Annotated in this window: 25 protein-coding genes; 15 read left to right on the forward strand and 10 right to left on the reverse strand. The window is 40.8% G+C overall.

Translation table 11 applies throughout. The annotated features are described in order from the left end of the window. Window positions 1-293: 293 nt before the first annotated feature. On the reverse strand, window positions 294-1,091 hold the full coding sequence (locus B3139_RS01815; protein WP_209578714.1) for an SAM hydrolase/SAM-dependent halogenase family protein: 798 nt from the start codon (window positions 1,089-1,091) through the stop codon (window positions 294-296). A 351-nt stretch (window positions 1,092-1,442) separates the two neighbouring features. Here B3139_RS01815 and B3139_RS01820 point away from each other — a divergent pair, with 351 nt between their 5' ends. From B3139_RS01820 to B3139_RS01885, 14 genes are all read left to right on the forward strand, one after another. Continuing rightward, window positions 1,443-2,408 (forward strand): PhoH family protein, encoded by a 966-nt coding sequence (locus B3139_RS01820; RefSeq protein WP_293879505.1) that lies wholly within the window; start codon window positions 1,443-1,445, stop codon window positions 2,406-2,408. A gap of 147 nt (window positions 2,409-2,555) precedes the next feature. Beyond that, window positions 2,556-3,506, forward strand: coding sequence for a phosphoribosylaminoimidazolesuccinocarboxamide synthase (locus tag B3139_RS01825; protein ID WP_293879658.1), 951 nt, complete (start codon window positions 2,556-2,558; stop codon window positions 3,504-3,506). 33 nt (window positions 3,507-3,539) lie between these two features. After that, complete coding sequence (locus B3139_RS01830; protein ID WP_209578711.1) at window positions 3,540-3,920, forward strand: STAS domain-containing protein; 381 nt, start codon at window positions 3,540-3,542, stop codon at window positions 3,918-3,920. A 1-nt stretch (window position 3,921) separates the two neighbouring features. Continuing rightward, window positions 3,922-4,833: a ribonuclease Z gene (locus tag B3139_RS01835; protein WP_293879659.1), complete on the forward strand. Its 912-nt coding sequence runs from the start codon at window positions 3,922-3,924 to the stop codon at window positions 4,831-4,833. A gap of 82 nt (window positions 4,834-4,915) precedes the next feature. Continuing rightward, window positions 4,916-5,974 carry a histidinol-phosphate transaminase gene (gene hisC, locus B3139_RS01840; protein WP_293879506.1) on the forward strand — a complete coding sequence of 353 codons (1,059 nt, stop codon included), beginning with the start codon at window positions 4,916-4,918 and terminating at the stop codon, window positions 5,972-5,974. Window positions 5,975-5,978: 4 nt separating this feature from the next. After that, window positions 5,979-7,118 (forward strand): bifunctional histidinol-phosphatase/imidazoleglycerol-phosphate dehydratase HisB, encoded by a 1,140-nt coding sequence (gene hisB, locus B3139_RS01845; protein ID WP_293879507.1) that lies wholly within the window; start codon window positions 5,979-5,981, stop codon window positions 7,116-7,118. Between the two features lies 1 nt (window position 7,119). After that, complete coding sequence (gene hisH / locus B3139_RS01850) at window positions 7,120-7,710, forward strand: imidazole glycerol phosphate synthase subunit HisH (RefSeq protein WP_293879508.1); 591 nt, start codon at window positions 7,120-7,122, stop codon at window positions 7,708-7,710. 21 nt (window positions 7,711-7,731) lie between these two features. Continuing rightward, window positions 7,732-8,484: a HisA/HisF-related TIM barrel protein gene (locus tag B3139_RS01855; protein WP_293879509.1), complete on the forward strand. Its 753-nt coding sequence runs from the start codon at window positions 7,732-7,734 to the stop codon at window positions 8,482-8,484. A 1-nt stretch (window position 8,485) separates the two neighbouring features. Beyond that, entirely contained in the window at window positions 8,486-9,238 is a 753-nt protein-coding gene (hisF, locus tag B3139_RS01860; protein ID WP_293879510.1) for an imidazole glycerol phosphate synthase subunit HisF, read from the forward strand. Window positions 9,239-9,362: 124 nt separating this feature from the next. Beyond that, on the forward strand, window positions 9,363-9,947 hold the full coding sequence (hisIE, locus tag B3139_RS01865; RefSeq protein ID WP_293879511.1) for a bifunctional phosphoribosyl-AMP cyclohydrolase/phosphoribosyl-ATP diphosphatase HisIE: 585 nt from the start codon (window positions 9,363-9,365) through the stop codon (window positions 9,945-9,947). Between the two features lie 63 nt (window positions 9,948-10,010). Further along, entirely contained in the window at window positions 10,011-10,196 is a 186-nt protein-coding gene (locus B3139_RS01870; RefSeq protein WP_293879512.1) for a hypothetical protein, read from the forward strand. A 10-nt stretch (window positions 10,197-10,206) separates the two neighbouring features. Further along, window positions 10,207-11,109, forward strand: a complete 903-nt coding sequence (locus B3139_RS01875) for a WD40 repeat domain-containing protein (RefSeq protein WP_293879513.1) — start codon at window positions 10,207-10,209, stop codon at window positions 11,107-11,109. A 123-nt stretch (window positions 11,110-11,232) separates the two neighbouring features. Beyond that, the gene (locus tag B3139_RS01880; RefSeq protein WP_293879514.1) at window positions 11,233-12,453 is read left to right on the forward strand and encodes an LVIVD repeat-containing protein; all 1,221 of its coding nucleotides are present in this window, start codon (window positions 11,233-11,235) and stop codon (window positions 12,451-12,453) included. Between the two features lie 31 nt (window positions 12,454-12,484). Further along, on the forward strand, window positions 12,485-13,087 hold the full coding sequence (locus B3139_RS01885; protein ID WP_293879515.1) for a hypothetical protein: 603 nt from the start codon (window positions 12,485-12,487) through the stop codon (window positions 13,085-13,087). A gap of 134 nt (window positions 13,088-13,221) precedes the next feature. On the opposite strand, the gene B3139_RS01890 is transcribed toward B3139_RS01885, so the two are convergent. The 7 genes from B3139_RS01890 to dacB form a co-directional block, all read right to left on the reverse strand. Then, window positions 13,222-13,698 (reverse strand): GAF domain-containing protein, encoded by a 477-nt coding sequence (locus tag B3139_RS01890; protein ID WP_293879516.1) that lies wholly within the window; start codon window positions 13,696-13,698, stop codon window positions 13,222-13,224. A gap of 256 nt (window positions 13,699-13,954) precedes the next feature. Then, window positions 13,955-14,077: a hypothetical protein gene (locus B3139_RS01895; RefSeq protein ID WP_293879517.1), complete on the reverse strand. Its 123-nt coding sequence runs from the start codon at window positions 14,075-14,077 to the stop codon at window positions 13,955-13,957. 177 nt (window positions 14,078-14,254) lie between these two features. Further along, complete coding sequence (locus tag B3139_RS01900) at window positions 14,255-15,238, reverse strand: hypothetical protein (protein ID WP_293879518.1); 984 nt, start codon at window positions 15,236-15,238, stop codon at window positions 14,255-14,257. 45 nt (window positions 15,239-15,283) lie between these two features. Continuing rightward, on the reverse strand, window positions 15,284-15,580 hold the full coding sequence (locus B3139_RS01905; protein WP_293879519.1) for a hypothetical protein: 297 nt from the start codon (window positions 15,578-15,580) through the stop codon (window positions 15,284-15,286). 544 nt (window positions 15,581-16,124) lie between these two features. Continuing rightward, window positions 16,125-16,706 carry a Holliday junction branch migration protein RuvA gene (gene ruvA / locus B3139_RS01910; RefSeq protein ID WP_209578702.1) on the reverse strand — a complete coding sequence of 194 codons (582 nt, stop codon included), beginning with the start codon at window positions 16,704-16,706 and terminating at the stop codon, window positions 16,125-16,127. Window positions 16,707-16,738: 32 nt separating this feature from the next. Next, window positions 16,739-19,021, reverse strand: a complete 2,283-nt coding sequence (locus B3139_RS01915) for an NADP-dependent malic enzyme (protein WP_293879520.1) — start codon at window positions 19,019-19,021, stop codon at window positions 16,739-16,741. Between the two features lie 93 nt (window positions 19,022-19,114). Further along, entirely contained in the window at window positions 19,115-20,539 is a 1,425-nt protein-coding gene (gene dacB / locus B3139_RS01920) for a D-alanyl-D-alanine carboxypeptidase/D-alanyl-D-alanine endopeptidase (RefSeq protein ID WP_293879521.1), read from the reverse strand. A 237-nt stretch (window positions 20,540-20,776) separates the two neighbouring features. On the opposite strand from dacB, the gene B3139_RS01925 reads away from it, so the two are divergent. Then, entirely contained in the window at window positions 20,777-22,552 is a 1,776-nt protein-coding gene (locus tag B3139_RS01925; RefSeq protein WP_293879522.1) for an aminopeptidase P family protein, read from the forward strand. 159 nt (window positions 22,553-22,711) lie between these two features. On the opposite strand, the gene B3139_RS01930 is transcribed toward B3139_RS01925, so the two are convergent. Beyond that, the gene (locus tag B3139_RS01930; protein WP_293879523.1) at window positions 22,712-24,565 is read right to left on the reverse strand and encodes an alkaline phosphatase; all 1,854 of its coding nucleotides are present in this window, start codon (window positions 24,563-24,565) and stop codon (window positions 22,712-22,714) included. Further along, window positions 24,559-26,079 (reverse strand): RagB/SusD family nutrient uptake outer membrane protein, encoded by a 1,521-nt coding sequence (locus B3139_RS01935; protein ID WP_209578698.1) that lies wholly within the window; start codon window positions 26,077-26,079, stop codon window positions 24,559-24,561. Before B3139_RS01935 ends, B3139_RS01930 begins: the two co-directional genes overlap by 7 nt. Window positions 26,080-26,132: the final 53 nt, after the last annotated feature.

Raw genomic sequence — 26,132 nt, forward strand, 5'->3', positions numbered from 1 at the left:
TTAAAACTAACGTTTGCCGTAAGATTTTGTTTTATTATTGTGTTGTCATCAGATAGTAGCTCACTTCGCCCTTCGCTCGCCATCTATTCGCCCTTTGTTCGGAAATTGTCTACCTCCTGTCCACCTCTCGTCCACCTTGCGCCCACTGATTGTCCACCTAATTAGTGGGCGTAAGGTGGACAATCAGTGGGCGCAGAGTGGAGCGGCCCCGAATAAGAAGCGAAGCAGGTGCGAACAATTAGCGAAGCAATTGCCAGTAAATGATGACTGTGGGTTGAAGTTTGATAATTGTTTTACAGTACGGAATCTTTGAATTCTATGCGAATTACGTTGGAGTCATCGTCATGAAGTCCAAGGAGCTGGCTTGCATTGCCTTTATTGATGGCGATTTCAAGATAGTTGGAAATGCCAAATAAGCAAAGTTTTTCTCCTTCACCTACTTCGTTGTAGTGCCAGGAAAGGTTGGTGATGGTCTCATTGCGTTTGAAGTAAAGTACAAAATGCCGACCTTTCTGTACCTTATTGAATAAATCTTTGGAGATGTTGGTGATGGCATTGCCAAAGGCATCCACATAAATGACATTGCCTCGGATCATATCTTTGTCAAAGATGGGCTGCAAAGTCACTTTTTCAATCAGCTGTTGCATTGGCGTTCCGACATCTTTCAGTTTTCCGCCTTTGGCGATGTGACAGGCAGATTTAGATAGAATGTCTGCTAGTGGAAAATGTAGATACCGCAAATCCTGCATTAAGTTGAGTTCGTAGAGTTCTTGTGGTTCATTGCCATTCAACAATAGGCTGAAGATGCCGTTGTCGGCTCCAACGAAATAGTGATCATTATATTTCATGCCGATATACCTGGATTCTTCATGAAATAAGGTGTTGATCCCGATGATGTGGACAGTTCCTTTGGGGAAATAATGATAAGCATTGCCCAATACAAATGCGGCTCGAGGGATATTAAATGCTGGGATCTCATGAGTAATATCAACAATATTGGCATCAGATAACTGCGTTAAAAGACTCCCTTTTAGCGCTGCTTGATAAAAATCTTTATGTCCTAAGTCTGTTGTTAATGTAATTACTGCCATTATAATCTAAATCCTAGATTGAATTGCTGTCGAATTCCCGTAAAATATACCCCGTAATTTATTTAAATAGAGAACAAAATTACTATTTATCAGGTGATTTGTAAAGCTAATTGGAGAACTTATTTTGATTATCTTTTTTTTCGGTTGATATACACCTACATAGCGGATATTTCACGTATATTGAAATGTTTGCAACATAGACATTGCCCTCCAAATACGCATTCTTATTCTCGTTGTTTGTACGCGCTATATTCTTGGTGGTTTCGTTAGAATACGTTAATTTTGAATAGTGTTATACAGGAATGATATTGTGTAATGGCTACAATCTAATTAATTCTAAATAGATAAAATTTGAACGAATTACTAATTGCATTAGATGGTCTGAATTTACCCGTATTGTGGGGAGCAGACAATGAGCACTTCGATTATTTGAAGAAGCAATTCCCAAAACTGCGGATTGTAGCTCGCGGAAGTGAAATGAAGGTGCTAGGAGATGCGAAGGAATTGGACCTGTTTGAACACTCTTTTCAGGAAGTCGTGGCTCATTTGGAGAAATTTAACAACATTACCTTGTTGGATTTTGAAAATCTGCTGGGTGCAAGCGCAGGTTCTGCCGCTCAACAGGAAAAAGAACTCGCTTCCAAAAATGCTGCTTTTGGTTCCGAACCAATCGTATACGGCCCTAATGGCCTGATTGTACGTGCACGCACCGCCAACCAGCGGAAGATGGTGGATAGTATTTCCAAAAATGACATCTTATTTGCTATCGGACCTGCAGGAACGGGAAAAACCTATACTGCAGTTGCTTTGGCTGTTAGGGCACTCCGAAATAAAGAAATCAAAAGGATCATCTTGACGCGGCCAGCCGTTGAGGCGGGAGAGAATTTGGGATTTCTACCGGGCGATCTAAAGGAAAAAGTAGATCCTTATTTGAGGCCCCTTTATGATGCCTTGGATGATATGATTCCTGCCGAAAAGCTCAAAGGTTATTTAGAAAACCGCACCATCGAGGTTGCGCCATTGGCGTTTATGCGGGGACGTACGCTCGACAATTGTTTTGTCATTTTGGATGAAGCTCAGAATGCAACAGATATGCAGTTGAAGATGTTTTTAACGCGGATGGGACCTACGGCTAAATTTATTGTTACTGGTGATATGACACAAGTGGATTTGCCGAAGAAAAATCAGTCTGGATTGTCAACAGCGATTCGCTTATTAGACAATATCGAAGGGATAGATATTGTTCACCTCAGCGGCGGAGATGTGGTACGGCATAAATTGGTGCGTCGCATATTAGAAGCATATGGCGATATTTAATAGGCCAATGCGGAAAGTAAGGTATTGTTCCCTCTAGAAACAAATGAGTACAGCGGCTCATAAAATAAATGCTGTATGATCCTGCCTGGCATGAAGGTGCCATTTGCGGATTATAATAATTATTTACAGGTGTATTTTACTTTGAACATGAATGCTATAAAAGAAACAAATTTCAATTTTGAAAACCAGACTGCTTTTTACAGAGGAAAGGTACGTGATGTGTATACAATTGCCAATACGTATTTGGCGATGGTAGCTTCCGACCGTATTTCAGCATTCGATGTGGTGCTTCCACGTCCTATTCCGTATAAAGGGCAAGTTCTGAATCAAATTGCAGCCAAATTTTTAAAGGCTACTGCTGATATTATTCCAAATTGGGTGGTATCTGTTCCGGATCCAAGTGTGACAATCGGCCAAATGTGTGAACCGTTTAAAGTGGAAATGGTTATCCGTGGTTATTTATCAGGCCATGCCTGGCGTGAATATGCGGCAGGTAAACGTGAAGTTTGTGGTGAATCATTGCCAGAAGGGTTAAAGGAAAACGACAAGTTGCCGGAACCTATTATTACGCCGACAACTAAGGCAGCGGTCGGCCACGATGAGGACATCTCACGTGCTGATATTTTGAATAAGGGTATCGTAAGTGAAGAAGATTATGTTCAGCTAGAAAAATATACGAAAGCTTTATTCCAAAGAGGAACCGAAATTGCCGCACAACGGGGGTTAATATTGGTGGATACAAAATATGAGTTTGGTAAAAAAGATGGTCAAATCGTGTTGATTGACGAAATTCATACACCCGATTCTTCGCGTTATTTTTATGCCGAAGGTTATCAAGAACGCCAAGATCAAAATGAGCCACAAAAGCAATTATCGAAGGAGTTTGTTCGGAAATGGTTAATCGAAAACGGTTTTCAAGGAAAAGACGGTCAGGCTGTTCCGGAAATGACGGATGAAATTGTAGCTTCGATTTCTGAGCGTTATATTGAACTATACGAACATATTGTTGGAGAAAAGTTTGTTTACCCAGATCAAGAAAATGTACTTGAACGAGTAGAAAGAAATGTGTCAAACGCCTTAAAAACGCTAAATTATTAGTACATTGTATCCTCAAATAAAGGAGATCACCTCATGAAGTATACCATTGATAAACACGATCGCTATATTGTCATAGAACCACATGTCGATGTGATAGATGCGGATAATGCAGCCAAACTCAAAGGAGAGTTCTTGTTGCGGAATACGATTGGACAACGAAATATTGTGCTGGATATGATTCATGTTAAGAAAACAGACGAAGTTGGCATCCGGTTAGGAGTACTAGCACATCGGTTGTGTCAATCGGTTGGTGGCATATTTATTCTTGTGAATCTTTGTCCTACATTAATGGATATGGTTCGTGTATCACATTTAGATAAATCGCTAAAGATTGCACCATCATTAAAGGTTGCTGAAGATTTAATCTTTGCGCATGAACTGGAATCTGAATATCGGGGGACAATTGAGGATTAAAATGAAGTTTGAAGTTCTGATATTAGGAAATAGCTCGGCAACGCCCATGTTTGATCGTCATCCGACTAGCCAGGTGTTGAACTTTAATGAGCAATTGTTTTTGATCGATTGCGGAGAAGGCACACAGATGCAGCTCAGTAGGTATGGTATCAAGAGCAATCGTATCGGACATATATTTATTAGCCATTTACATGGAGATCATTATTTGGGCTTGGTGGGTTTGCTATCATCCATGCATCTTGTCGGCAGAAAAAGTGATCTCCATCTGTATGGTCCTGCCGCGTTAAAAGAAATTTTAGATTTACAATTTCTACATTCTGAGACAATTTTACGCTACAATATTGTTTTTCATCCAATTTCACCCGAGGCGCCGGGTGTTATTTTTGAAAATAGGACACTAAAGGTGAGTACATTCCCGCTGAAACATCGAATTGCCTGTACGGGATTTCGCTTTGATGAGGGGCCGCGGGCAAGAACTTTGCTCGCCGATGTGGTACAAGCCTTGAATATTCCTACAGTATATTATCCTATGATAAAAAAGGGTATGGATTATGTCGACGAAAGCGGTAAAGTATATGCTGCAGATGATCTAAGTCTTCCTGCACCACTGTCGCGAAGCTATGTCTATTGTTCGGACACGGTACGTACAGCAGATTATCTCCCTTTTGTTCAGAAGGCAAATCTCATGTATCATGAGTCTACATTCTTACATGATATGGTTGATCGTGCTAAAGAGACATTTCATACAACAGCCTTTGAAGCTGGCGAGATAGCGAAAGAAACTCATGCCAAAAAATTACTTTTGGGGCATTACTCAGCACGATATAGAGATTTAAATCCACTATTGGAAGAAGCGAGGTCGGTATTTCCCAATACTGAGCTTTCGATAGAGGGGAAATGGTTTTCAGTATAAATAAGCGCTCCGATGAATAATTGCTTATTATATTGCATATGATGAACAATTTATCTAAGTTTACGGCTCTAATTTTTTTATAATGGATAATCCATTCAACTTAAACAACCTATTACGGGAAAATATTAAGAAGCTCGTACCTTATTCATCCGCAAGAGATGAATTTAAAGGGGAGGCATCCATATTGATCGATGCCAATGAAAATCCTTTTGGATCCCCACTAAGCCATGATTACAACCGATACCCAGACCCTCTCCAACATCAAGTTAAAACAAAGCTTTCTAAAATAAAAGGCGTACCCGCAGAAAATATCTTTTTGGGAAATGGAAGCGATGAAGCAATTGATATTTTATATCGTGCTTTTTGTACTCCAGGTGTGGATAATGTGATTTTAGTTCCACCAACCTATGGTATGTATGAAGTTTCTGCCAACATCAATGATGTAGCCTGCAGGAAAGTCAACCTCACCGCAGATTATCAATTGGATTTGGAGGGTATTGCCAATGCATTAGACGCCCATACGAAACTGATTTTTATCTGTTCTCCGAATAACCCAACCGGAAACTCAATCCGTCGTCAGGACATTGAAACGATCCTGAATAATTTTCAGGGGCTGGTGATTGTGGACGAAGCTTATATCAATTTTTCCGCTGTAAAATCATTTACACAAGAATTGGCAGAATATCCCAATTTAGTTGTGTTGCAGACATTGTCCAAAGCCTGGGGCTTAGCCGCCTTACGCTTGGGTATGGCGTTTGCGAGTAAAGAGGTAATCGCTGTTTTTAATAAAATAAAACCTCCATATAACATTAACCAGGCCACGCAAGATATCGTTTTACAAGCATTGGATCAAGTGGATCAAGTGAACGACTGGATCAAAGAAACCGTAGCGGAGCGCGAAAAACTCGTGCGCGCATTGCTTGAACTGGACTTTGTGCAGCATATCACACCTTCCGATGCTAACTTTATTTTGGTCAAAATGGATCAACCTCGGGACGTTTACGATTACTTGGTTCAATATGGAATCATCGTGAGGGATCGATCTAAAGTCGAATTATGTGAGGGATGTTTGCGGATCACTGTCGGCACACCGGCTGAAAATCAAACATTGTTAGAAAAACTTAATCAAATCAATAAATAATACTATGCCTGATAACTTAAAACGTGTACTGTTTATAGACCGAGACGGAACATTAATTTTGGAACCAGAAGATGAACAAATCGATTCTTTTGCCAAATTAAAATTCTATCCCGGTGCCTTGCAGTATCTGCCACGTATCGCAAAGGAACTGGATTTCGAATTGATCTTGGTTTCCAACCAAGATGGTTTAGGAACTTCTTCCCATCCGGAAGAGAATTTCTGGCCAGTCCATCATTTTGTGCTGGATACGTTTGCAGGGGAAGGGGTGGTATTTGCCAAAGAGCATATCGATAAAACTTTTCCACATGAAAATGCGGACACGCGTAAACCGGGGATCGGCATGCTGGGGGAGTATTTTGATGCATCAAGATATGATTTGAGCCAATCTTTTGTTATTGGTGATCGTGTAAACGATGTTAAACTAGCTCAAAATCTTGGGGCTAAGGCGATCTGGCTCCGTGCCAATGATCAATTAGGTGCATTGGAAAACTTAGCGATCGATTCAACTGTTATAGCTTTAGAAACAACAGATTGGAAGACCGTATATGAATTTCTTAAATTGGGCATGCGTACCGCCGAACATCATCGTAAGACTAATGAAACAGATATTTTCATTCATTTGAACTTGGATGGTTCAGGTAAGTCTGACATGGATACAGGATTGCCATTTTTTGACCATATGTTGGATCAATTGGCTCGGCATGGGGCATTAGACTTGACGATAAAAGCAAAAGGGGATCTGCATATAGACGAACATCATACGATAGAAGATACAGGTATCGCTTTGGGAGAGGTATTTTTAAAAGCCCTTGGTGATAAGCGGGGTATTGAACGTTATTCGTATACATTGCCGATGGATGATTGTTTGGCTCAGGTTGCATTGGATTTCGGTGGTCGCAACTGGATTGTATGGGATGCCGCATTTAAACGGGAAAAAATTGGAGATATGCCTACAGAGATGTTTTTTCATTTCTTTAAATCGTTTTCGGACGCTTCGCGATCGAATTTAAATATAAAAGCAGAAGGCGAAAATGAGCATCACAAGATCGAAGCAATCTTTAAAGCATTTGCTAAATCCATCAAGAAAGCAGTGAGACGCGATGCTGATCACATGCAGTTGCCAAGTACGAAGGGAGTATTGTAAAATGATAGGAATTATTAATTATGGTGCAGGGAATATTTTTTCCTTAACAGCGGCGTTAGATCGGGTAGGACTCTCCTATGGGATGATCAATACGGCGGAGGAGATCGATCAGTACGATCGGATTATCATCCCAGGAGTCGGGCATGCGGGGGCAGCGATGGATAAATTGCAGGAGTCGGGACTCGTACCAGCTATCAAAGCGCTTCGTAAGCCGGTGTTGGGTATTTGTGTAGGAATGCAACTGCTAACTGACTTTTCAGAAGAGGGAAATGCAGAAATGTTAAAGTTAATTCCTTTGAAAACTCTTCATTTTGATAGCAAAATGGCTGGCAAAGTCCCACATATGGGGTGGAATAGCGTTGCTGTACAAGCAAATAATCCTTTATTTGCGCACATTCAAAATCAGACTTATTTTTATTTTGTCCACTCGTATTTCATTGAATTCGATGACAAGTATACCGCTGCAAAATGTGTCTATGGGCAGCCCTTTTCAGCGGCAATTTCCAAAGACAATTTCTTTGGTGTACAATTTCACCCCGAGAAATCCGGGAAAGCAGGTGAGCAATTATTGCTCAATTTTTCAACTATTTAAATTGACTAAAAACATTCAACTATGTATATCATTCCAGCAATAGACGTTTTGGACAAAAAGGTTGTCCGCCTGAGAGAAGGCAACTATGACGACGTCACAACGTATGCAATCAGCTTAGAAGAGCAGATCGAAAACTATCATGCAAATGGTACTGAGTTGGTTCATATCATTGATTTAAACGGAGCAAAAGGAGACTTCAGCAATCAGGCCTACTTATTTGATATCATCCAGAAAACAGAAATGAAAATTCAATATGGAGGTGGTGTTAGAAGTATAGAAAAGGTAAAGGAACTGGTCGATGCGGGTGTTTACCGTGTCATTGTGGGAACACAGGCGATTACAAATCCTTCTTTCCTGGAGGAACTGGCTACCTTGAACGAAGGGAAAGTGAAGTATGCGGATCACATTGTAATAGCAATTGACGTATTGGATGAGGTTATTAAATATTCGGGCTGGTTGGAAAGCTCGCCAATTAAACTGATCGAGTATATCGATAAATGTTTGGTATTGGGATTCTTTAGGTTCTTATGTACCGATATTAGTAAAGATGGTAAATTGGGCGGTGCTGGTGTTGAATTGTACCAAAAGTTGTTGAGCCATTCTCCAATTATCAAGCTCATTGCTTCTGGTGGAATCAGTTCAATGGATGATATTCAGAAACTTCAGGAATTGGGTGGAGTAGAATCTGTAGTTGTTGGAAAGGCAATCTATGAAAATAGAATCTCGATCGATGAAATCAAAGATTGGAATTTAAAATCGTTAATCAGATTTTAGCATGCTTGCAAAACGTATTATTCCGTGTTTGGATGTTAAAGATGGGCGAACTGTAAAAGGCGTCAATTTCGTAGACTTGCGTGATGCGGGTGATCCTGTTGAGCTAGCCTATGCGTATTCTCAACAGGGAGCTGATGAACTCGTTTTCCTGGATATTACAGCGACCCATGAAAGACGTAAAACAACGATTGAATTGGTTAAGGCCGTAGCTCGTCAAGTGAATATTCCATTTACAATCGGGGGGGGGATCAATGAAATTAAAGATGCGGAAATTTTATTAAATGCGGGTGCTGATAAGATTTCCATCAATTCAGCCGCGGTACGTAATCCGGCTTTGATTAATGAAATGGCAGCTGCTTTTGGCGCACAATTCGTCGTAGTAGCAGTAGATACCCGATCTATTGAAGGACAAAATTTTGTGTACTTGAGCGGTGGACGTATAAAGACCGAGTTGAATACATCGGAATGGATCATGGAGGCACAGGAGCGAGGGGCAGGAGAGATTTTGCTCACATCGATGGATCATGATGGTACAAAAAATGGCTTTGATAATGGCTTCTTAAAAACCATAAATGATCAGATTCATATTCCGCTTATAGCTTCTGGCGGTGCGGGTAATCAACAGCATTTTGTAGATGTTTTTCAACACGCTAACGTAGATGCTGCATTGGCGGCCTCTGTCTTCCACTATGGCGAAATATTGATTCCGGATCTTAAAGCTACGTTGCAGCAAAATGGAATTGTCGTACGATAGAAAACAGGATTGAAGACTAATAATCAAAGAGCAGTACGTCATAGACTTGCTGAATGAAGTCCTGAGAAATTAAACGAGAGCTCATGGCTCTTCGAAAATAATTAAAAATTGAAATACTAAAATCATGTTAGATTTTGCAAAAAGTGACGGCCTTGTTCCAGTGATTGTGCAGGACTTCCAAACGTTGGAAGTCTTGATGTTGGGCTATATGAATGAGGAAGCTTGGCAGAAGACTCAAGCAGAGAAACGTGTCACGTTTTTCTCCCGAAGCAAAAATCGCCTTTGGACAAAGGGTGAAGAGAGTGGTAACTTTTTGGATGTAAAAAGCATTCATATTGATTGCGATAAAGATACCGTTTTAATTAAAGCAGACCCAATGGGGCCTACTTGTCACACTGGGAGCAGAAGTTGTTTCAGTACAGATTTTAATCAAAATTTTCTGTTGGAGCTAGAGCGCATTGTTAACAATCGGTATGCGCATCCGTCAGACGAATCTTATGTTAACCGTCTGCGTTCTCGTGGGATCAATAAGATTGCCCAAAAGGTGGGTGAGGAAGCGGTTGAAACAGTCATTGCAGCTTTGACCGAAACTGATACTGATTTTATCAATGAGACTTCAGACTTATTGTTTCATTTGATTGTATTGTTGCGGGAAAAAGGATTTTCTTTAGAAACAATTGCGAAAAACCTAGAAAGCAGACATCAATAGGTGTTTGGGCAATGGGATTGCCGTTGAACAAAATCAAAAGTGGTCAGCAGGCTTTAAGCTAAGATGACAAAAGAATCTCAGAAGTGCAGTATATTTGTGGATATACTGCACTTCTTGTTTCTACGGGCTAACAATACGTATTGCTGTATTGATCTTTACTGGATCCACAGTTCGGTCGGCGGAAAATTTCATCCTATTGCATATAAAATGGATATGAACTATGCGATCTGGATAGAGAAGGAGTTTTAGCGAAATTACTATGGATATTACATTAAAATCGACATTACCAGGACATCAAAACCCTATTTTTTGTGTAGAAAAGGGCTATCACCCGCATACTTTTTTTACCGCTGGTAACGACAAGGGCGTTGTAGAATGGGATATTGAAAACAATGCGTTTAAGCGTATTCTTTGCGCGGTAAGTTCATCGGTTTACGCTTTACGGATGATAGCGGGAACACCGATTCTGGCCATCGCGTTGCGCGAAGGTAAGCTGCTTTTTGTACATGTAGAAGAGCAAAAGCTTGTCGCAAGCATACAACTAAGCGCCAAAGCGATCTTTTCATTGGTCCATATGCCTTGGAAAAATGAACTGCTGGCAGCGGGTGAAGAAGGGACATTGTATGTCGTTAATTTGGAGACCTATAAAAATATTTACGAAAAACGTATATCCCCGACAACAATTCGGGCGATTGCAATCGATGAAGGACTTGGAAGAATAGCTTTGGCCGATAAAGATGGACAAGTTTATCTATTGGACAGTGCCGACTTTCATATGATTACTAATTCAAAATTGCATAGTATGCCCGCCACGTCTTTGGCTTTTATCGATAATAAATTGCTAAGTGGTGGACGGGATGCACAATTGGTGATTTCAGACCCAAATCAATTGACAAGTAATTTTTCCTTTGTACCTCATCTTTTTACCGTATACGGTATATATCCCCATCCTAAAGCGCCGATTTTTACAACCGTCAGTCGGGATAAATCGTTAAAATTCTGGTCAGCAGATGACTTTGCCTTATTGAAAAATATGAGTCGAGAGAAAATGCAGGATGGCCATCATTTATCTGTAAATGCGGGAGTATGGTCTGAAGATGGGAAATATTTCTTTAGTGTGAGCGATGACAAACTCGTTAAAGTCTGGGAATGTCATTTATAGAAGATTGATCCGGAAAAGCAAACTATCCAGGTAGAAAAAAAACATAGATTGTTTGTAGCGAATTCATAAGTATATCGTTAACTATAGAGATTGTAAACTTAATTGACCTCATAGTTATATTTTATGAAAAGAATTTGGATTATCTTATTGAGTTGTATAGCGCTTGCGAGCTGTGATAAGATCGAAAGTAAGGGAATGTATCTGGCTCGCGTGCCAATATTTGAAACAATGGAAAGTATACGGGCTAAAGCGAATCCCGTAAGCGGCCCTACCGCTATTGTTCAAGCTGGAAAGATCTATATTTATCAAGATTATTTGTTAATCAATGAACCAGGGAAAGGTATTCATATCTTTAATAATGTAGATCCGTCAAAACCTCTGGCGATGGCGTTCTTAAGTATTCCTGGAAATGTGGATCTTGCGGTTCTGGATGGAAAGCTGTATGCTGATAGTTTTACAGATCTGTTGACCTTCGATCTGGAAAATCCAGCGTCACCAAAGTTATTGACACGAAATAAGGATGTGTTTAAGGTCTTGCTTGAAATGGATTACATCAATAATACTACAGATCGCATCATTACAGGATACCGAGATAGTCTTGTAAGCTATAGCCAAAAAGATAAATATTCACCCTATGACCGAAAAGATAATGTTTATTACGAGACCAATTCGGGATCAGGGCAGGGTGGATCTATGGCGCGATTTACCATTGCTAATAAACATTTATATGCTGTAGATCAAACGACATTACACCTTTTTAATGTACAGAATGCAAGTCAACCTGCCTATGTAAAGGACATCAAGATAGGCCCTGGTATCGAAACAATTTTTCCTTTTAAAAACAGCCTATTTATAGGCTCCAATACAGGCATGGTGATTTATGATATCACCACAGCATCGGCTCCCGTAGAGCTGTCGCGTTATTCGCATATTCGTGCTTGTGATCCTGTGGTAGTTAACGAGAAATATGCCTTTGTAACTTTGCGGGCTGGCGTAGTATGTGGTGGACAGCAGAATCTATTGGAAGTTATCGACATCCAAGACCTGACAAAACCGATGTTAAAAAATACCTTCACGTTGGAGAATCCCCATGGCTTGGCGCTCTCAGACCAAACCTTATATGTTTGTGAAGGAAAATTCGGATTGAAGTCATTCGATGCCAGTGATGTCAGCCAAATAGCCAATAAGCTTCTCGAAACTAAAAAAGAACTGACGAGCATAGATGTGATCGCTGGATCAAAATCACTAATCGTTGTTGCAGAAAAAGGTGTACATCAATATGATTATAGCAATAAAGCCAAACTGAAGGAATTGAGCATTATTCCTATTATTGGTTCCAATTAAAAAACGATTTCAAGAGCTTCATTATTCTGATATGAAAAGACTTTCGATTGCCATTTTGGCTCTTCTCGGGTATTTAACTGTTGATGCCCAAACAAAAAAATATACAAATCATAATGAATTTTCGGTTATTACTTATGGCCCTGCTTTTCTCGAATCTGGATTTGGCCTACATACATTCCATGGGGTGCAGCTCCATGAAAATATCGCTCTGGGCTTAAATACAGGGGTGGATAGGTATCCTGTAAACAATGAAGGATCAAAATGGTTTTTACCACTCTCAGCCAAAGTAAATTATGTAGAATTTCCTGACAGAAAGCGTAGTTTTTTCGCAGGATTGGATTTAGGCTATAGTTTTACTTCCTTGAATAAAAATGCAGTCGAGAACAATTTAAAATATGAATATCAGGGCGGCTTGCTGATAAACCCACAGCTGGGTTGGCGCTTTAAATTTAATAATTCGGCGAAATATTGGTCATTGGCAACAGGATATCGGTATCAACACTATAGCCGAAAGGACACGTATACACAACCCTCAGCAAGCTTACCAGAAATTGATATCTGGTATGGAAGAACACAAATAGATAAAAAATATGACCTGCACCGTTTTACTTTACAGGTCGGATTTGGTTTTTAGGTATCGATCAGATGTTTTTTTTTATTAACAGGTGTCGATTGCTTGAATTGTAAAAAAATAGCGTAAGTATACGGTTTGTTTTTCAAATCTAGTCCGATACTTATGCTATTTCATTCGTTGGTTGTGGCGTTTATCTATTTACTGTATAAAAGTTCGAGAATCTGCGTGAGATATTTCTCATCGACTTCATCAAAACTATTTAATTCACTGCTGTCAACGTCCAGCACACCGATAATCTGTCCCTGTTTAAAAACGGGTAGCACGATTTCGGATCGCGATAGTGAGCTACAGGCAATGTGTCCCGGAAATTGCTCCACATCAGGAACAATCAATGTTTTTTCTTGTGCCCAAGCTCCCCCGCACACACCACGACCTTTCTTGATACGCGTGCATGCGACGGGTCCCTGAAATGGACCTAATACCAGCTCATCTGCATCTATAAGATAGAATCCAACCCAGAAAAAATTGAACTGTTCCTTCAGCGCGGCGGCTATGTTGGCCAGATTGGCGATTTGATTGGATTCGCCAGTCAATAATCCTTCAATCTGAGGAAGTAAATTTTGATATTGTTCTTCTTTGCTACCTTTAGCTATTTGTAAATCCTCTGCCATAAAAATCTGTGTAAAAAAATAATCATGCATTTGCTATGAGGACTATACTTCCAAACATGCTTTGCTTGCCCAGAAAGCTACAGTACATGTCATGTCTCAACCTGCATGAAATGAAAAAGCACTAATACGCTGTTCAAAGTTAAGAGAATATTAGCGCTTTCGCATCAGGCAAATGTTAATATTTCTTTGTGTTGATAATGTTTACCCGAATGTAGTCGCATCTTTTACCGAAAGGGGTTACACCAATAATCGTCAGCTAAAGACTTACCTCTTTACCATTGAAGATAACAGGCGGATGATATTCATCATACAATTTGTAATTTTCTAATATTTTTGAAGTTCCATCCTGCATTTGCCTATTATAATGTTCAGTATACATAATCTTTGCGTCTGTATGATTTGGAGCAACCAGATTCGCAATAAAATCAGCTTTAACCTGATATCCCCCTTGGTTATGCTCTATCCCTTTAATATTGCGCCGGGATAAATATTGAGTCCCATTGATTAATCTGTAATGGTAAACATTTGGGATTTTAAAATTCTATTTATTTGAAGACTAACTACCAAGTGGCATTCCATTACTTATTGCCCATTTTCGGCTTCTCTTCTCTTTTAACTGCCCCTTTTCATCATAGATATTATAACTAGCACTTACCACATTATTCTGAATATTATAATCGATAATTTTCACAGAATAATCAGCCGGAATATTATTTGTCTCCTTTAGGTTATCTCGCCAGATCACAACCTGCTTTCCTGCCCATTTGTCCTCGACACTGGTGACTATTTGCATCCGACCCACGTAGCCATCATTTAGGAACAGCATATATTCATAGTTGTTAATCGGTATATTCCATAAATCACCAGAAGGATAGTAAGCATCAGTAGCATCAATATCCTTCGTATAACGAATGGAAAAGTCACGTTCATAACAGATCAGCTGCGTGCCTCGCTGTCCCAAACCCATATATCCCCCGCCTCTATTGAGGTCTTTATCCGTGCCCTCCCGGACCAACAACGAATTACCATACCACTGAACCAATTGATTGTCCAGAACTTTATAAGTCCAATCTAAGGGTTCTTCAACCTTATACTTTTTGGTATAAAATTTCTTACTATCAAGATCTATATTAGCCAGAAGCTGAAGATGTTTTTCTTGTATATCTATGTTATCTAGCACAATCCTTAATGAAAGTGTAGCTTGATTGGCATTTATATATTTATTAGGTGCAACTAAATAAGTAAAAATCTTACTTGAGTTTTCGGGAATCTCACTTGCTTCTATCGTCGGGCAGACCTCTGAAAAGATTGTCTTACCATCCTTATTATCGACTCTGATCTCTAATGTATTGTCCAGTGTATTTACCACATAGTATTGATTGCCCACACTATCGGTTTTAGCTTGGGTTCTCCATTTTTCATTTCTCTCTACCGGAGCATCTGGAGTATCTTTCTTACATGAGAATAAGAAGCATGCCATTAGTAAACATACACTTAAAATCCCTAAACTCTTTTCTCTATATGTTGTATTCGTCATCATAAAATATATTTAATGGTCAATTCTAAACGTCGAGTTATCTTTTAGCTATTTTGCAGTATAGTAAATCGGCACATCTGGATCACTGGCAGTAAATGTGCCTACATTTTGTGCGATAAAATCAGATACGCCATTAGGACTTGGATTGATCAATAACTGGATCACATTATTGCCGATTGTACGTCCCAAAACTTGAAATCTCGTAGGTTTGAATGTGTATGTCTTTAGGCCTTTAAGTCCACAGTTAGACTCAACAGTTCCACTTGGAACGAGATCTTTTGAACAGGAGGTAATTAAAACCAAAAATGATGCTATCAAAGCAATACAATTTAGTTTCTTTTTCATAATTTAATTGTCTTAGTTTATAATTAGCTCTAAAATAGGGGTAAGCTATATGTTAAAATTATAAAATTAAACTTTAATAATAACTAAGGAATAAAAAAACTACCCATTTGTGTACTGATTAACTCTAGCTATTTAAGAAAAAATTGACCTTCCTATGCAGGTATTTGAATAGTAATATACCGATCAGTGAAGTCCAGATCTAGATCATTATTGGATTTTCAGAAGTCTCGACGAATGTCGATACTTTTAAGCGTTGCTTTAGATGCTTGAAGAAGACTTCGATATGTAAGCGCTATCTATATATGTTCGCTACCAGAGAAGCCCTCCATGCAATATTATTGGTGGAAAAGTGGTACTCATTAACGTGGTGCTGTCCCAAAAGTGAACCGTTAATAGGGCGCGAAGTATTGCAAAACCGAGGTTAGGAAAAAGACATAAAGGAACGCTAAGGTTCCTTTATGTCTTTTTCGCTACAGCATAAGCAGTACGTATCTCTGTGATCTGATGTTTGTTGTTGGATTCGTTCAGCAAAAACGTACATGTATTAAAGTCGTTTCAATGCTAATTTGATCATATCCTCTACAGAAAGATTGCTTTCTGTTTTTAGAATGGTATTTAATACTTTCTCTGCTGCGGCTTTGTTGAACCCGAGCATAACGAGTGCGGATAGCGCTTCGTCTGGTATCGATTGGGACTGAATAGATGTTGCCAAAGCTTCGAATCCCTGTTTCTTTAATTTATCCTGAAGTTCCAAGATAAGACGTTGTGCTGTTTTAGGACCAATTCCCTTAATCTTTTGAATCAGTGCAACCTGCCCATTAACAATGGCAGACTGGATCTCATCTGGTGTGTTTGACGAGAGGATCATACGACCTGTATTGGGGCCAATCCCAGAAACAGAGATCAAATTTTCAAATAGTTTTTTCTCACCTTCAGTTGCAAAGCCATACAGTGTATGAGAATCTTCCCGTACTTGAAGTGAAATGAATAATTTGCAGTTTTCCTGATCTTTGATTTGAGAAAAGGTATAAAGAGAGATGTGGACATAGTAGCCAATCCCACTCACATCGATAACAACGTGAGTGGGGGCTTTATATGTTAATTTTCCGTTGAAATATTCGTACATAGTATACGAATATAGGAAGATTTTAAGCTATTCTATAAATTTTTAAGATGTGTCTGTACGTCTACGACGGCAATGGTAACCATATTGACGATTTCGCGCACCGAGCTATCCAGTTGCAATACGTGAATAGGTTTGTTCATACCCAAAAGAATCGGCCCTACAGCTTCCGCTTCACCAACTTCTTGCAATAATTTATAGGCAATATTGCCCGATTCTAGATTAGGGAACACAAGTGTATTTGCTGATTTTCCATTTAAATAGCTGAAAGGGAAGTTTGCTGTCAGCATTTCACTATTTAACGCGAAGTTTGCTTGTAAATCACCTTCAGCAATGATATCAGGATACTGATCGTGTAGAATCTGTGCTGCAGCTCTCACTTTTGTAGGCGTTTTTCCTTCACTCGAGCCAAAGTTAGAATACGACAATAAAGCGATACGTGGCTGGATATTCATGCGCTTAACGGCTTTATCCAGAAGCAAGGTGATGTCGGCCAATTCTTGTGCAGTTGGATCTTCGTTCACCGTTGTATCCCCCATAAAAATTGGCCCTTTTTTGGTTAACATCATATACATACCTGCGACGCGACTTCCTGGTTTAGCACCAATCACATGCAATGCCGGACGAATCGTATTCGCGTAATTTTTGGTCATCCCAGAAATTAATGTATCAGCTTCGCCAAATTCCACTAAAGAGGCTCCAAAATAGTTGCGGTCATACATCAACTTACGGGCATCGTATTTGGATATACCACGACGTTGTCTTTTGATGTACAGATGCTCAATGAATTTCTGAGAACGCTCTGTTTCACCATCTACTTCAGCAACGGGATCGATGATTTCAAGACCGTCCAATTCAAAAGCGTATTCTTTAATTAGGAGTTCGATTTTATCTTTTCGGCCCAAAAGAATAGGGACCGCAATGCCCTCTTCTTTGACAATCTGTGCCGCGCGCAGTGTTTTGTAATTGTCTGCTTCCGCAAAAACAACACGCTTCGGATCCCTTTTCGCTGCCATGGTCAGGTTACGCATGATGGCGTCGTCCTTACCCAGGCGTTTACGTAGCGCATCGCTGTATTGATCCCAATCTTCTATTACGGTCTTTGCTACACCTGATGCGATAGCGGCTTTTGCAACAGCCATAGAAACTTCTGTGATCAGACGTGGATCTGTAGGCTTTGGAATAATATATTCTTCCGAGAATTTTAAGTTATTGGTGTTATAAGCCTGGTTAACTTCTTCTGGAACAGGTTGTTTCGCCAAGTCAGCAATGGCACGTACTGCCGCAATTTTCATTTCTTCATTGATGGAAGTTGCACGAACGTCTAACGCGCCACGGAAGATATATGGGAAACCCAATACGTTATTCACTTGATTTGGATAATCAGAACGACCAGTACCCATGATGATATCGTTACGTGTCGCCATGGCCAAATCGTAAGCAATTTCAGGATTTGGATTTGCCATTGCCAATACAATCGGATTGGGAGCCATTGATAACAACATGTCCGCCGACATAACATCCGCTGCAGATAAGCCGATAAATACATCCGAATCTTTTACCGCGTCTGCTAAGGTGCGTATATCACGATCGGTCGCATACTGTGCCTTCATACCATCCAGATTTTCCCTGTCCTTACGGATAACACCTTTGCTATCCAGCATGACGATATTTTCCTTGCTTGCACCAACCGAGATATACATTGCTGTACATGACATCGCTGCAGCCCCGGCACCATTGACGACAATTTTAACTTTAGAAATATCTTTACCGATAATTTCACAAGCGTTGATCAATGCTGCACCTGAGATGATTGCCGTACCATGTTGGTCATCGTGCATCACAGGGATATTCATTTCCTCTTTTAGGCGACGTTCGATTTCAAAACATTCCGGTGCTTTAATATCTTCCAGGTTAATACCTCCGAAGGTCGGTTCTAAAGCTTTAACGATATTGACGAATTCATCCACATTTTTGGTGTCCACTTCGATGTCGAATACATCAATGTCAGCAAAAATTTTGAATAATAAACCTTTACCTTCCATGACTGGTTTACCAGCTTGGGCACCGATATCGCCTAAACCCAATACTGCTGTACCATTACTGATAACGGCAACAAGGTTTCCTTTTGCGGTATATTTATAAGCATCTTCTTTGTTCTCAGCAATAGCCAAACATGGCTCCGCTACACCAGGAGAATATGCTAACGATAAGTCTCTTTGCGAATTTGTTGGTTTGGTCGGAACAACAGCTATTTTACCAGGTCTACCCATAGAGTGGTAATTTAATGCTGCCTGTTTACGATTAGTGTTACTCATTACGATTTTATTAATTTAAGGCTACAAATCTATCATTCTTTTTGATAATTGGAAATTTTTACCAATATCTTATTATTATTAGACAATAATATGTTACTTCAGGACATCCAGTAATTTAAACATCTGCTGCCGCATACCAGAAGCAGGTCCCGAATAGTTGTTGACCAGCAACGTATAAGTAAACGACTGTCCTGACTTATTGGTATGCACACCTGTATAACCAAGAACGCCGCCAATTGTTCCGCTTTTCATCTTCATATTGTTATAGGTGGGAAGACTTTCATAAAAAGCAGGATACCAACTTTGCTTTTGGGCATACTGCATGATCTTATTCATGGCTGATGTGGTCACTCGATTTTGAGGCGATAGGCCCGAACCATCCATGTTATTGAGTTCGCCCGATTTGATGCCTAATTTTGCATTCCAATATTTCTGTATATAATACGCCCCATCATCAGTCCCGGTTTTACCCGCTGTCGTATACGCGATTGCCTTTAATAAGGCTTCTCCGTAGAGGTTGATGCTTTTTTGATTAAACCAGTAGACAATTTTGTCTAAGGTCGGGGAGAGGTGAATATCTAACGTCTGCTTCTTAGAGACATCTACTGAATCCATCTTTCTACCTGTAGCGGGAGGCTCAAGAGCCACAATGCCACTATTGGTTAGGATGTCGTTCAATTGATAAGCGAGATCATAAGCAGGATCGGGCGATGATAGCTCAATTGTTTTTTTGAGATCTTGTCCATAAGAGCCACGTACAAAAATTTTGGTTGAATAGGGCGCCGAATAAGCATAAACATTGTCGCCACTGCCTGTTTTACCCGTAGTTGTTTCATTGATAATTTCCAGGTAGGGAACATGAGTGGTATAGCTCAGGATCTCCGCTTTGGCGCCAACCTTATTGCTTGGACTGAAATTTACGCCAAAGGCGTTCTCACACCAATTGAGTGACGAAATTCCCGCACCGTAATAGTTCCCCATATCGGTCCAGATCCACCCGCCCGGAAGCTGGTTACCATTATAAAGCCTGTCATCGGCGATGATGGCACCATGAATACTTTTGATACCGGCATTTTGGATTGCTGCAAGCCACTTGTTCAGTATCGTTTTTGCTTGAGTCTCTGGATAGCGGGCGCTGCCGAGGGTGGGGTCACCCGTGCCTGTTACAATAATATTTCCGTTTAACACACCGTTTTCGTCAATCTCACCGGTATAATACAAGGTGGTTTTGAACTGATAATTTTTGCCCAGGAAATCTAGCGCTGTTGCCGAAGTGATTACTTTCATGGTGGAGGCGGTCGCCAGTCCGATATTTTCATTTGCTGCGAAAACCGTTTGTCCTGTTTTTCCATCGAAAACGATCAGTGAGCTCAAACCATTCCTGAGGCTTTCCTGATTTTGAAACTGTGTAAAAGCATCCTGGATTTTACTGCGAAGATCCTGTGCAAATAGTGGAGTGGTAACGGTCGTTAACGCGTAAGTGGAAAAAGCTATAGTACTTAGCACAAATTGGTTCATATATCCTATTTTTTTATTGTCCTATGGTATATCCTCATATCCTGAATTAGATTCGACCAAACACGGTTATCTACGTTCGTGCTGGCAATCATGGATATTTCGTTGGATTTATCATGATGACTTGAACGCTGCCTATTTTTAGGGGAAAGCGTTCGCTGTATTCGTTTGTTTTATTTGGCTTAAAGTTAGGCATTCGCCCCTAAAAAATCCTAACTTGCATAAAATTGTATAAACGACATGAAGCATATCGAAAAATTAGCTGCTATTCGTGAGGCGATGAAGGTTCAAGGAATCGACGGCTATATTATCCCGTCATCAGACCCTCATATTAGTGAATATTTACCAGAACGTTACAAATGTATAGCGTGGGCATCGGGGTTTACAGGATCCGCAGGCACTTTGGCTATCACGCAAGATTTTGCTGGTCTATGGACAGATTCGCGCTACTTTGTTCAGGCGGCAGAGCAGTTGGCAGGAACAGGTTTTGAACTGGTGAAATTGAAAGCACAGGGAGCCGCGGAGTACGCTGGTTGGTTGGGAGAGCAGCTGGGTGCTGGCGCTAAAGTTGCTTTTGACGGCAATCTCGCTTCTTTATTGGTGGCCCAATCTGTTCAGCATACTTTGGAGCCTTTGGAGATTACAGTAGATGGTCATGTTGATCTGCTGTCCTCCTTATGGGAAGGACGTCCAGCGCTGCCCCAAGCGAGGGCTTATCTATTGAATGAAGATACGACAGGACAATCTACCGTTTCTAAAATTGAAGCTGTGCGTGCCGAAATGAAAAAGAATAGAACGGCGGCGCATCTGATTTCATCTTTGGATGACCTGGCCTGGTTGTTAAACATCCGTGGTCAGGATGTGCCCTGTAACCCTGTTGTTTTGGGCTTTGTACTGATCACAACCGAAGATACTACACTTTATATCGAACCATCGAAGCTAAGCGCTCAGGCGACGGAGCAACTGAAAGGTTATGGTGTGCGTGTGGCGCCCTATGAAGATGTCTTTAAAGCGATTTCAACATTGGATGTGGCATCAATTCTTATTGATCCCAAACGTACCTGTTTTGCCGTTTTCGACAGCGTACCTAAACAGGTTAAAATTGTTGAGAAAACGAACCCTTCGACGAGTTTAAAAGCTATTAAGAATACAGTTGAAATTGAAAATAATCGCCATACGTTTGTAAAAGACGGGGTAGCGTTGACACGTTTCTTTAAATGGCTGGAAGAAAATGTTTCTTCCGGTGAACTTTCCGAATTATCTATCGCAGATAAATTGCGCGAGTTGCGCGAAAGTCAAGAGGGCTTTGTTGACGTCTCTTTTACCACAATTGCAGGATATTTGGACCATGGTGCGCTACCGCACTATTCGGCGAATGAAAAATCAAACTATATCTTACAGCCTAAGGGTTTGCTATTGGTGGATTCTGGAGGTCAATATCAAACGGGCACAACAGATATTACACGGGTAGTAACCCTGGGTGCTGCGACCCAAGAGGAGAAAGAAGATTATACATTGGTGCTCAAAGGAACGATAGAAGGCTCTCAGGCCATTTTTCCGACTGGAACGCGCGGCTATCAGATCGATGCAATTACCCGTCGTCCATTGTGGGAAACGTTACGCAACTATGGGCATGGTACCGGACATGGGGTAGGCTTTTTTCTGAATGTGCATGAAGGGCCTCAGGTGTTTAACCCGGCGGCAATCGATGTTGCGGTTGAACCTGGCATGATTACTTCAATAGAGCCTGGATTGTACCGTGTAGGCAAACATGGGATCCGTATTGAAAACTTAGTATTGACCCGTAAAGCAGGTTCTTCTGAATTTGGCGACTTTCTGGACTTTGAGACATTAACGATATGTTATATCGCAACTGATTTGATCGAGAAGTCCCTATTGGATAAGAAACATATTGCCTGGTTGAATAATTATAATCAATGGGTTTTTGATCAGTTATCGACGCATCTTAATGCGGAGGAAAAGAACTGGTTGGCAGATAAGTGCCAAGCAATTTAATCTCCATAAACTGAAGATTAAAGCGCAATAGCTTTCAAAGTCGCTGTGCTAAGCAGGCGATCTGGAGCAAGTCGACCATTCACATTGATCCAATATAAAAATGAAACCCCTCGGTATAAACACCGAGGGGTTTTGCGTTGTCTGAAGGCTTACAATCGATTATTTCAACCGATACGCTTGAATAATCTTTTTAAAAACTGCTGTATTGTTGTAGATGCCAATAAAGTTTTGTGCACCTGGGCCATAAGCAAAGACAGGTACCATAATATTGGTATGGTCATCGCTGCTGAAATTGCCTCTGACAGTTCCTTTTTTATAATTGGCATCCAATAATGATAGCCCACCCGTCTCGTGATCTGCAGTGACAATGACAAGCGTCTCACCATCTTGGTCTGCAAATTTAAGAGCTTCTCCCACAAGCCTATCAAAGTCATGCTGCTCGGTAACAACATAGGGAAGATCATTAGCATGAGCGCCATAATCAATTTGTGCGCCTTCTGCCATGATAAAAAAGCCATTGTTATTTTTAGACAAAAGCTCAATCGTTTTTGAGAGCGAAGTTTTTAACATTTCTCCCCGTCCGTCGAGCACTCTTCTTGTCGCAGATTCAGCTAGCAGTACCAGCTGTTTGCCCGATGTCGCTTTTTCAAAGTCATCTAAATTTTGCTGAAGCTGATAACCTTTTTCAGTCAGTTGCTGCATTAATGTATTATCCTTGTTTTTTACAAAGCTTTCGCGACGCGAACCCACTAAAATATCCACATGACTATTTTTGAAATCTGCTGCAATTTCCTCCGACATAGTCCGGTCGATCTGGTGCGCATAAAATGCCGCAGGAGTGGCATCTGTAATATCTCCGGCACTGATGATGCCGCTTTTGATCCCATGCTGAGCGAGTGTATCTGGAATCGAACTGATCGGTTTGCCATTGGCGTCCACACCGATGTACCTATTATTTGTTTTGTGTCCGGTAGCCAAGGCTGTCCCTCCTGCAGCAGAGTCGGTAAAATCCGAATTAGAAGCTTCTGTGCGCGAAAGACCGATATACTTCATATTGATGATATTAGATTGGCCAAAATTGGCACTTAAACCTGCCTGTATTTGGGCCAAACCCATCCCATCACCGATGAGTAAAATAACATTCTTGACCTTGCTCGTTGCACCATCATTTTTATAGGTTGGCTGATAGGGAGCGTAGGCCTTTGGATTTGCGTATTCGACTTTGGCATTGTTCAGATAGAAATTCTTGAGTGCCGTAGGGTGGTCTGTATTGATCCAGTCAACCCCCATGTGGCCAAGCTCCTTCCAGCTGTTGGGACTGTCTTTTGTCGCCCAGAAGCGAAAAGGTTTTCCCAATTTATGCGCTTTGTCTATCACAGATCTCATTTTTTCAAGGTCGGGTGGCGTAGGTGTTCCTTTACCATTCCAGACAGAATACTGCTTAATATCCTGACTGATCATCCCGATATGTTTGAGCTGTGCCGGCGTATAGTCTTTTTCTGGCCGACCATCAAAATAGATCATCGATGGATAATTTTCAAACTTTTCGGGCGGTGGGATTTCACCGCTGACGACAATTTTAATGGCGGAAGGATTTTTCTGCTGATCGAATATAGATTCGTTGCCTTTCAAATCGGCCAATAATTTAGCCAATACCTGTTCGTAGTTTTCCTTAATATCGATTACCAGCTGTAATGTTTGTTCAGGCTTAGCATAGGGCCTATTGCCATTTTCCTTGAAGAAAGTAACCAAGGGATCGATGTAAAGTTTTTTTAACGTCTTCCCTGCTTTGATTTCGCTGCTTTCATGGGCAACGTAAAGCTCTCCGTCGCGATAGAAGACGTCTGCTTCTATTGATCCCATTCCTGCATAGTAAGCCTCTAATAGTGGGATTTGCTGTTTGTAATCATTATGACTATGTCCTGCATTGGCAGTCAGTTTCTGCTGAGCAGAAACCGACTGAATGCTTAGGCCGGCAAATAGCAGCCACATGAATTTAGTGTTTTTTACCATCCTGCATTTTGTTTAATGACACCAGCACTGTTGTCGATCTCGCGTTGTGGAACAGCCCAAACATCATGTACTTGCGGATTGAAATTTCTAGCTGGCCAAATGACAGCACCGTCGAAATCGTGTAAAGGTTTGGCATAGGTCGCTTGCGCATCACCCCATCTGACCAAATCACGGTGGCGGTCTGCCCATTCACCCGCAAGCTCATTGCGGCGTTCGCGTTTTAGATCCATAAGACCCATTCCGCTTTTTGCCAACAAGCCCGCTCTTTTACGGATTTTATTTAATTCAGTATCACCGGCCCCAGCACCATTTAAATTAATAGCAGCCTCAGCTTTAATCAATAATACTTCGGCATAACGCATCAAGGGTACATTGAGATCTGTTGTTCCGTTGTCGCCATTTGGATTGACGTGTGTAGGAATCGGGTTGGCGTATGAAAATGGTTCCATATACTTTTTAAACTGATAGTTTGAAGTCGCTCCACCATCTTTTGTAAATGTACGTTCTGCGCCAAAAAACTGGAATTTGTCGCCCGGTTTTAAGATGGTTGCTTCACGACGCAAGTCACCTGTTTCAAAAGAATCGTAAAGTTCTTTTGTCGGTAGATAGTAGCCCCAGCCATTGTAGATTCCCCAGGCCTTGTTGGTCAACATCACACCGGGAAGTTTGCTGCCCCAGCCAGTACCACCACCATTTGGCGTACAGACCACCGACCAGATATATTCTTTGGACCAGTTGTTGGCGGCTTTAAACACATCCACAAAATTGGTCAATAATTCATGTTTGCCCGAACTGATCACCATATCCGCGTACTTCGCCGCATTGGTATAATCCTTTTTGTACAGATATACTTTTGATAAATAGGCCCATGCTGCAGTTTTGTGCGCTTTACCGTAATCGGTATCCTTCATTTCCGAAAAATAAGGAAGGTTGTCGGCCGCTTTTAATAACAGTGAAATGATGTAATCGTAGTTTTCGTTAACGTTGTTGGCTCTGGCTACCGGAACGGAAGCATCTGTTTCAGGAGTAACAATAGGCACACCTGCCTTGTCGTTACCATAGTTTGCCGCTAATTGAAAATAAACCAGACCTGCATTGAAATAGGCATCGCCAATGATCTGTTTTTTTCGCGCTTCATCCATGCTGATATTGGGAACATGGGTAATAATATCATTGGCCCTTTTTATAATCGCATAACGCATGCTCCATTGCGATTCGGTATAACCACCGCCGATGTAATTGCGGTTGAAGTTTTTGATATTGTCGGCTTCGGGCTTGTTACGTCCCGTCACCATGTCGTCACTGGCATTAATAAACCAAAACATCCCACGACCGTAATAATCCTCTTCATTATACTTTTCGTACATCCCGGCTTCTGCTTTGATCGCGTCTTGTTCCGTTTTCCAGAAATTCTGTGCGGAGGGAGAGCCCTCTGGTGTTATATCTAACTGTTTATTGCACGATACAAAAAGCGCTACTGCTGCTATTGCAAGGTATTTTACATTTGTTTTCATCGTTTTATTTTTTTAATGGCTGATGAGTATACATCATCGGCATTTTTTTAAGA

The sequence above is a fragment of the Sphingobacterium sp. UBA1498 genome (assembly GCF_002325125.1).
In the GTDB taxonomy this organism is placed as follows: Bacteria; Bacteroidota; Bacteroidia; order Sphingobacteriales; family Sphingobacteriaceae; genus Sphingobacterium.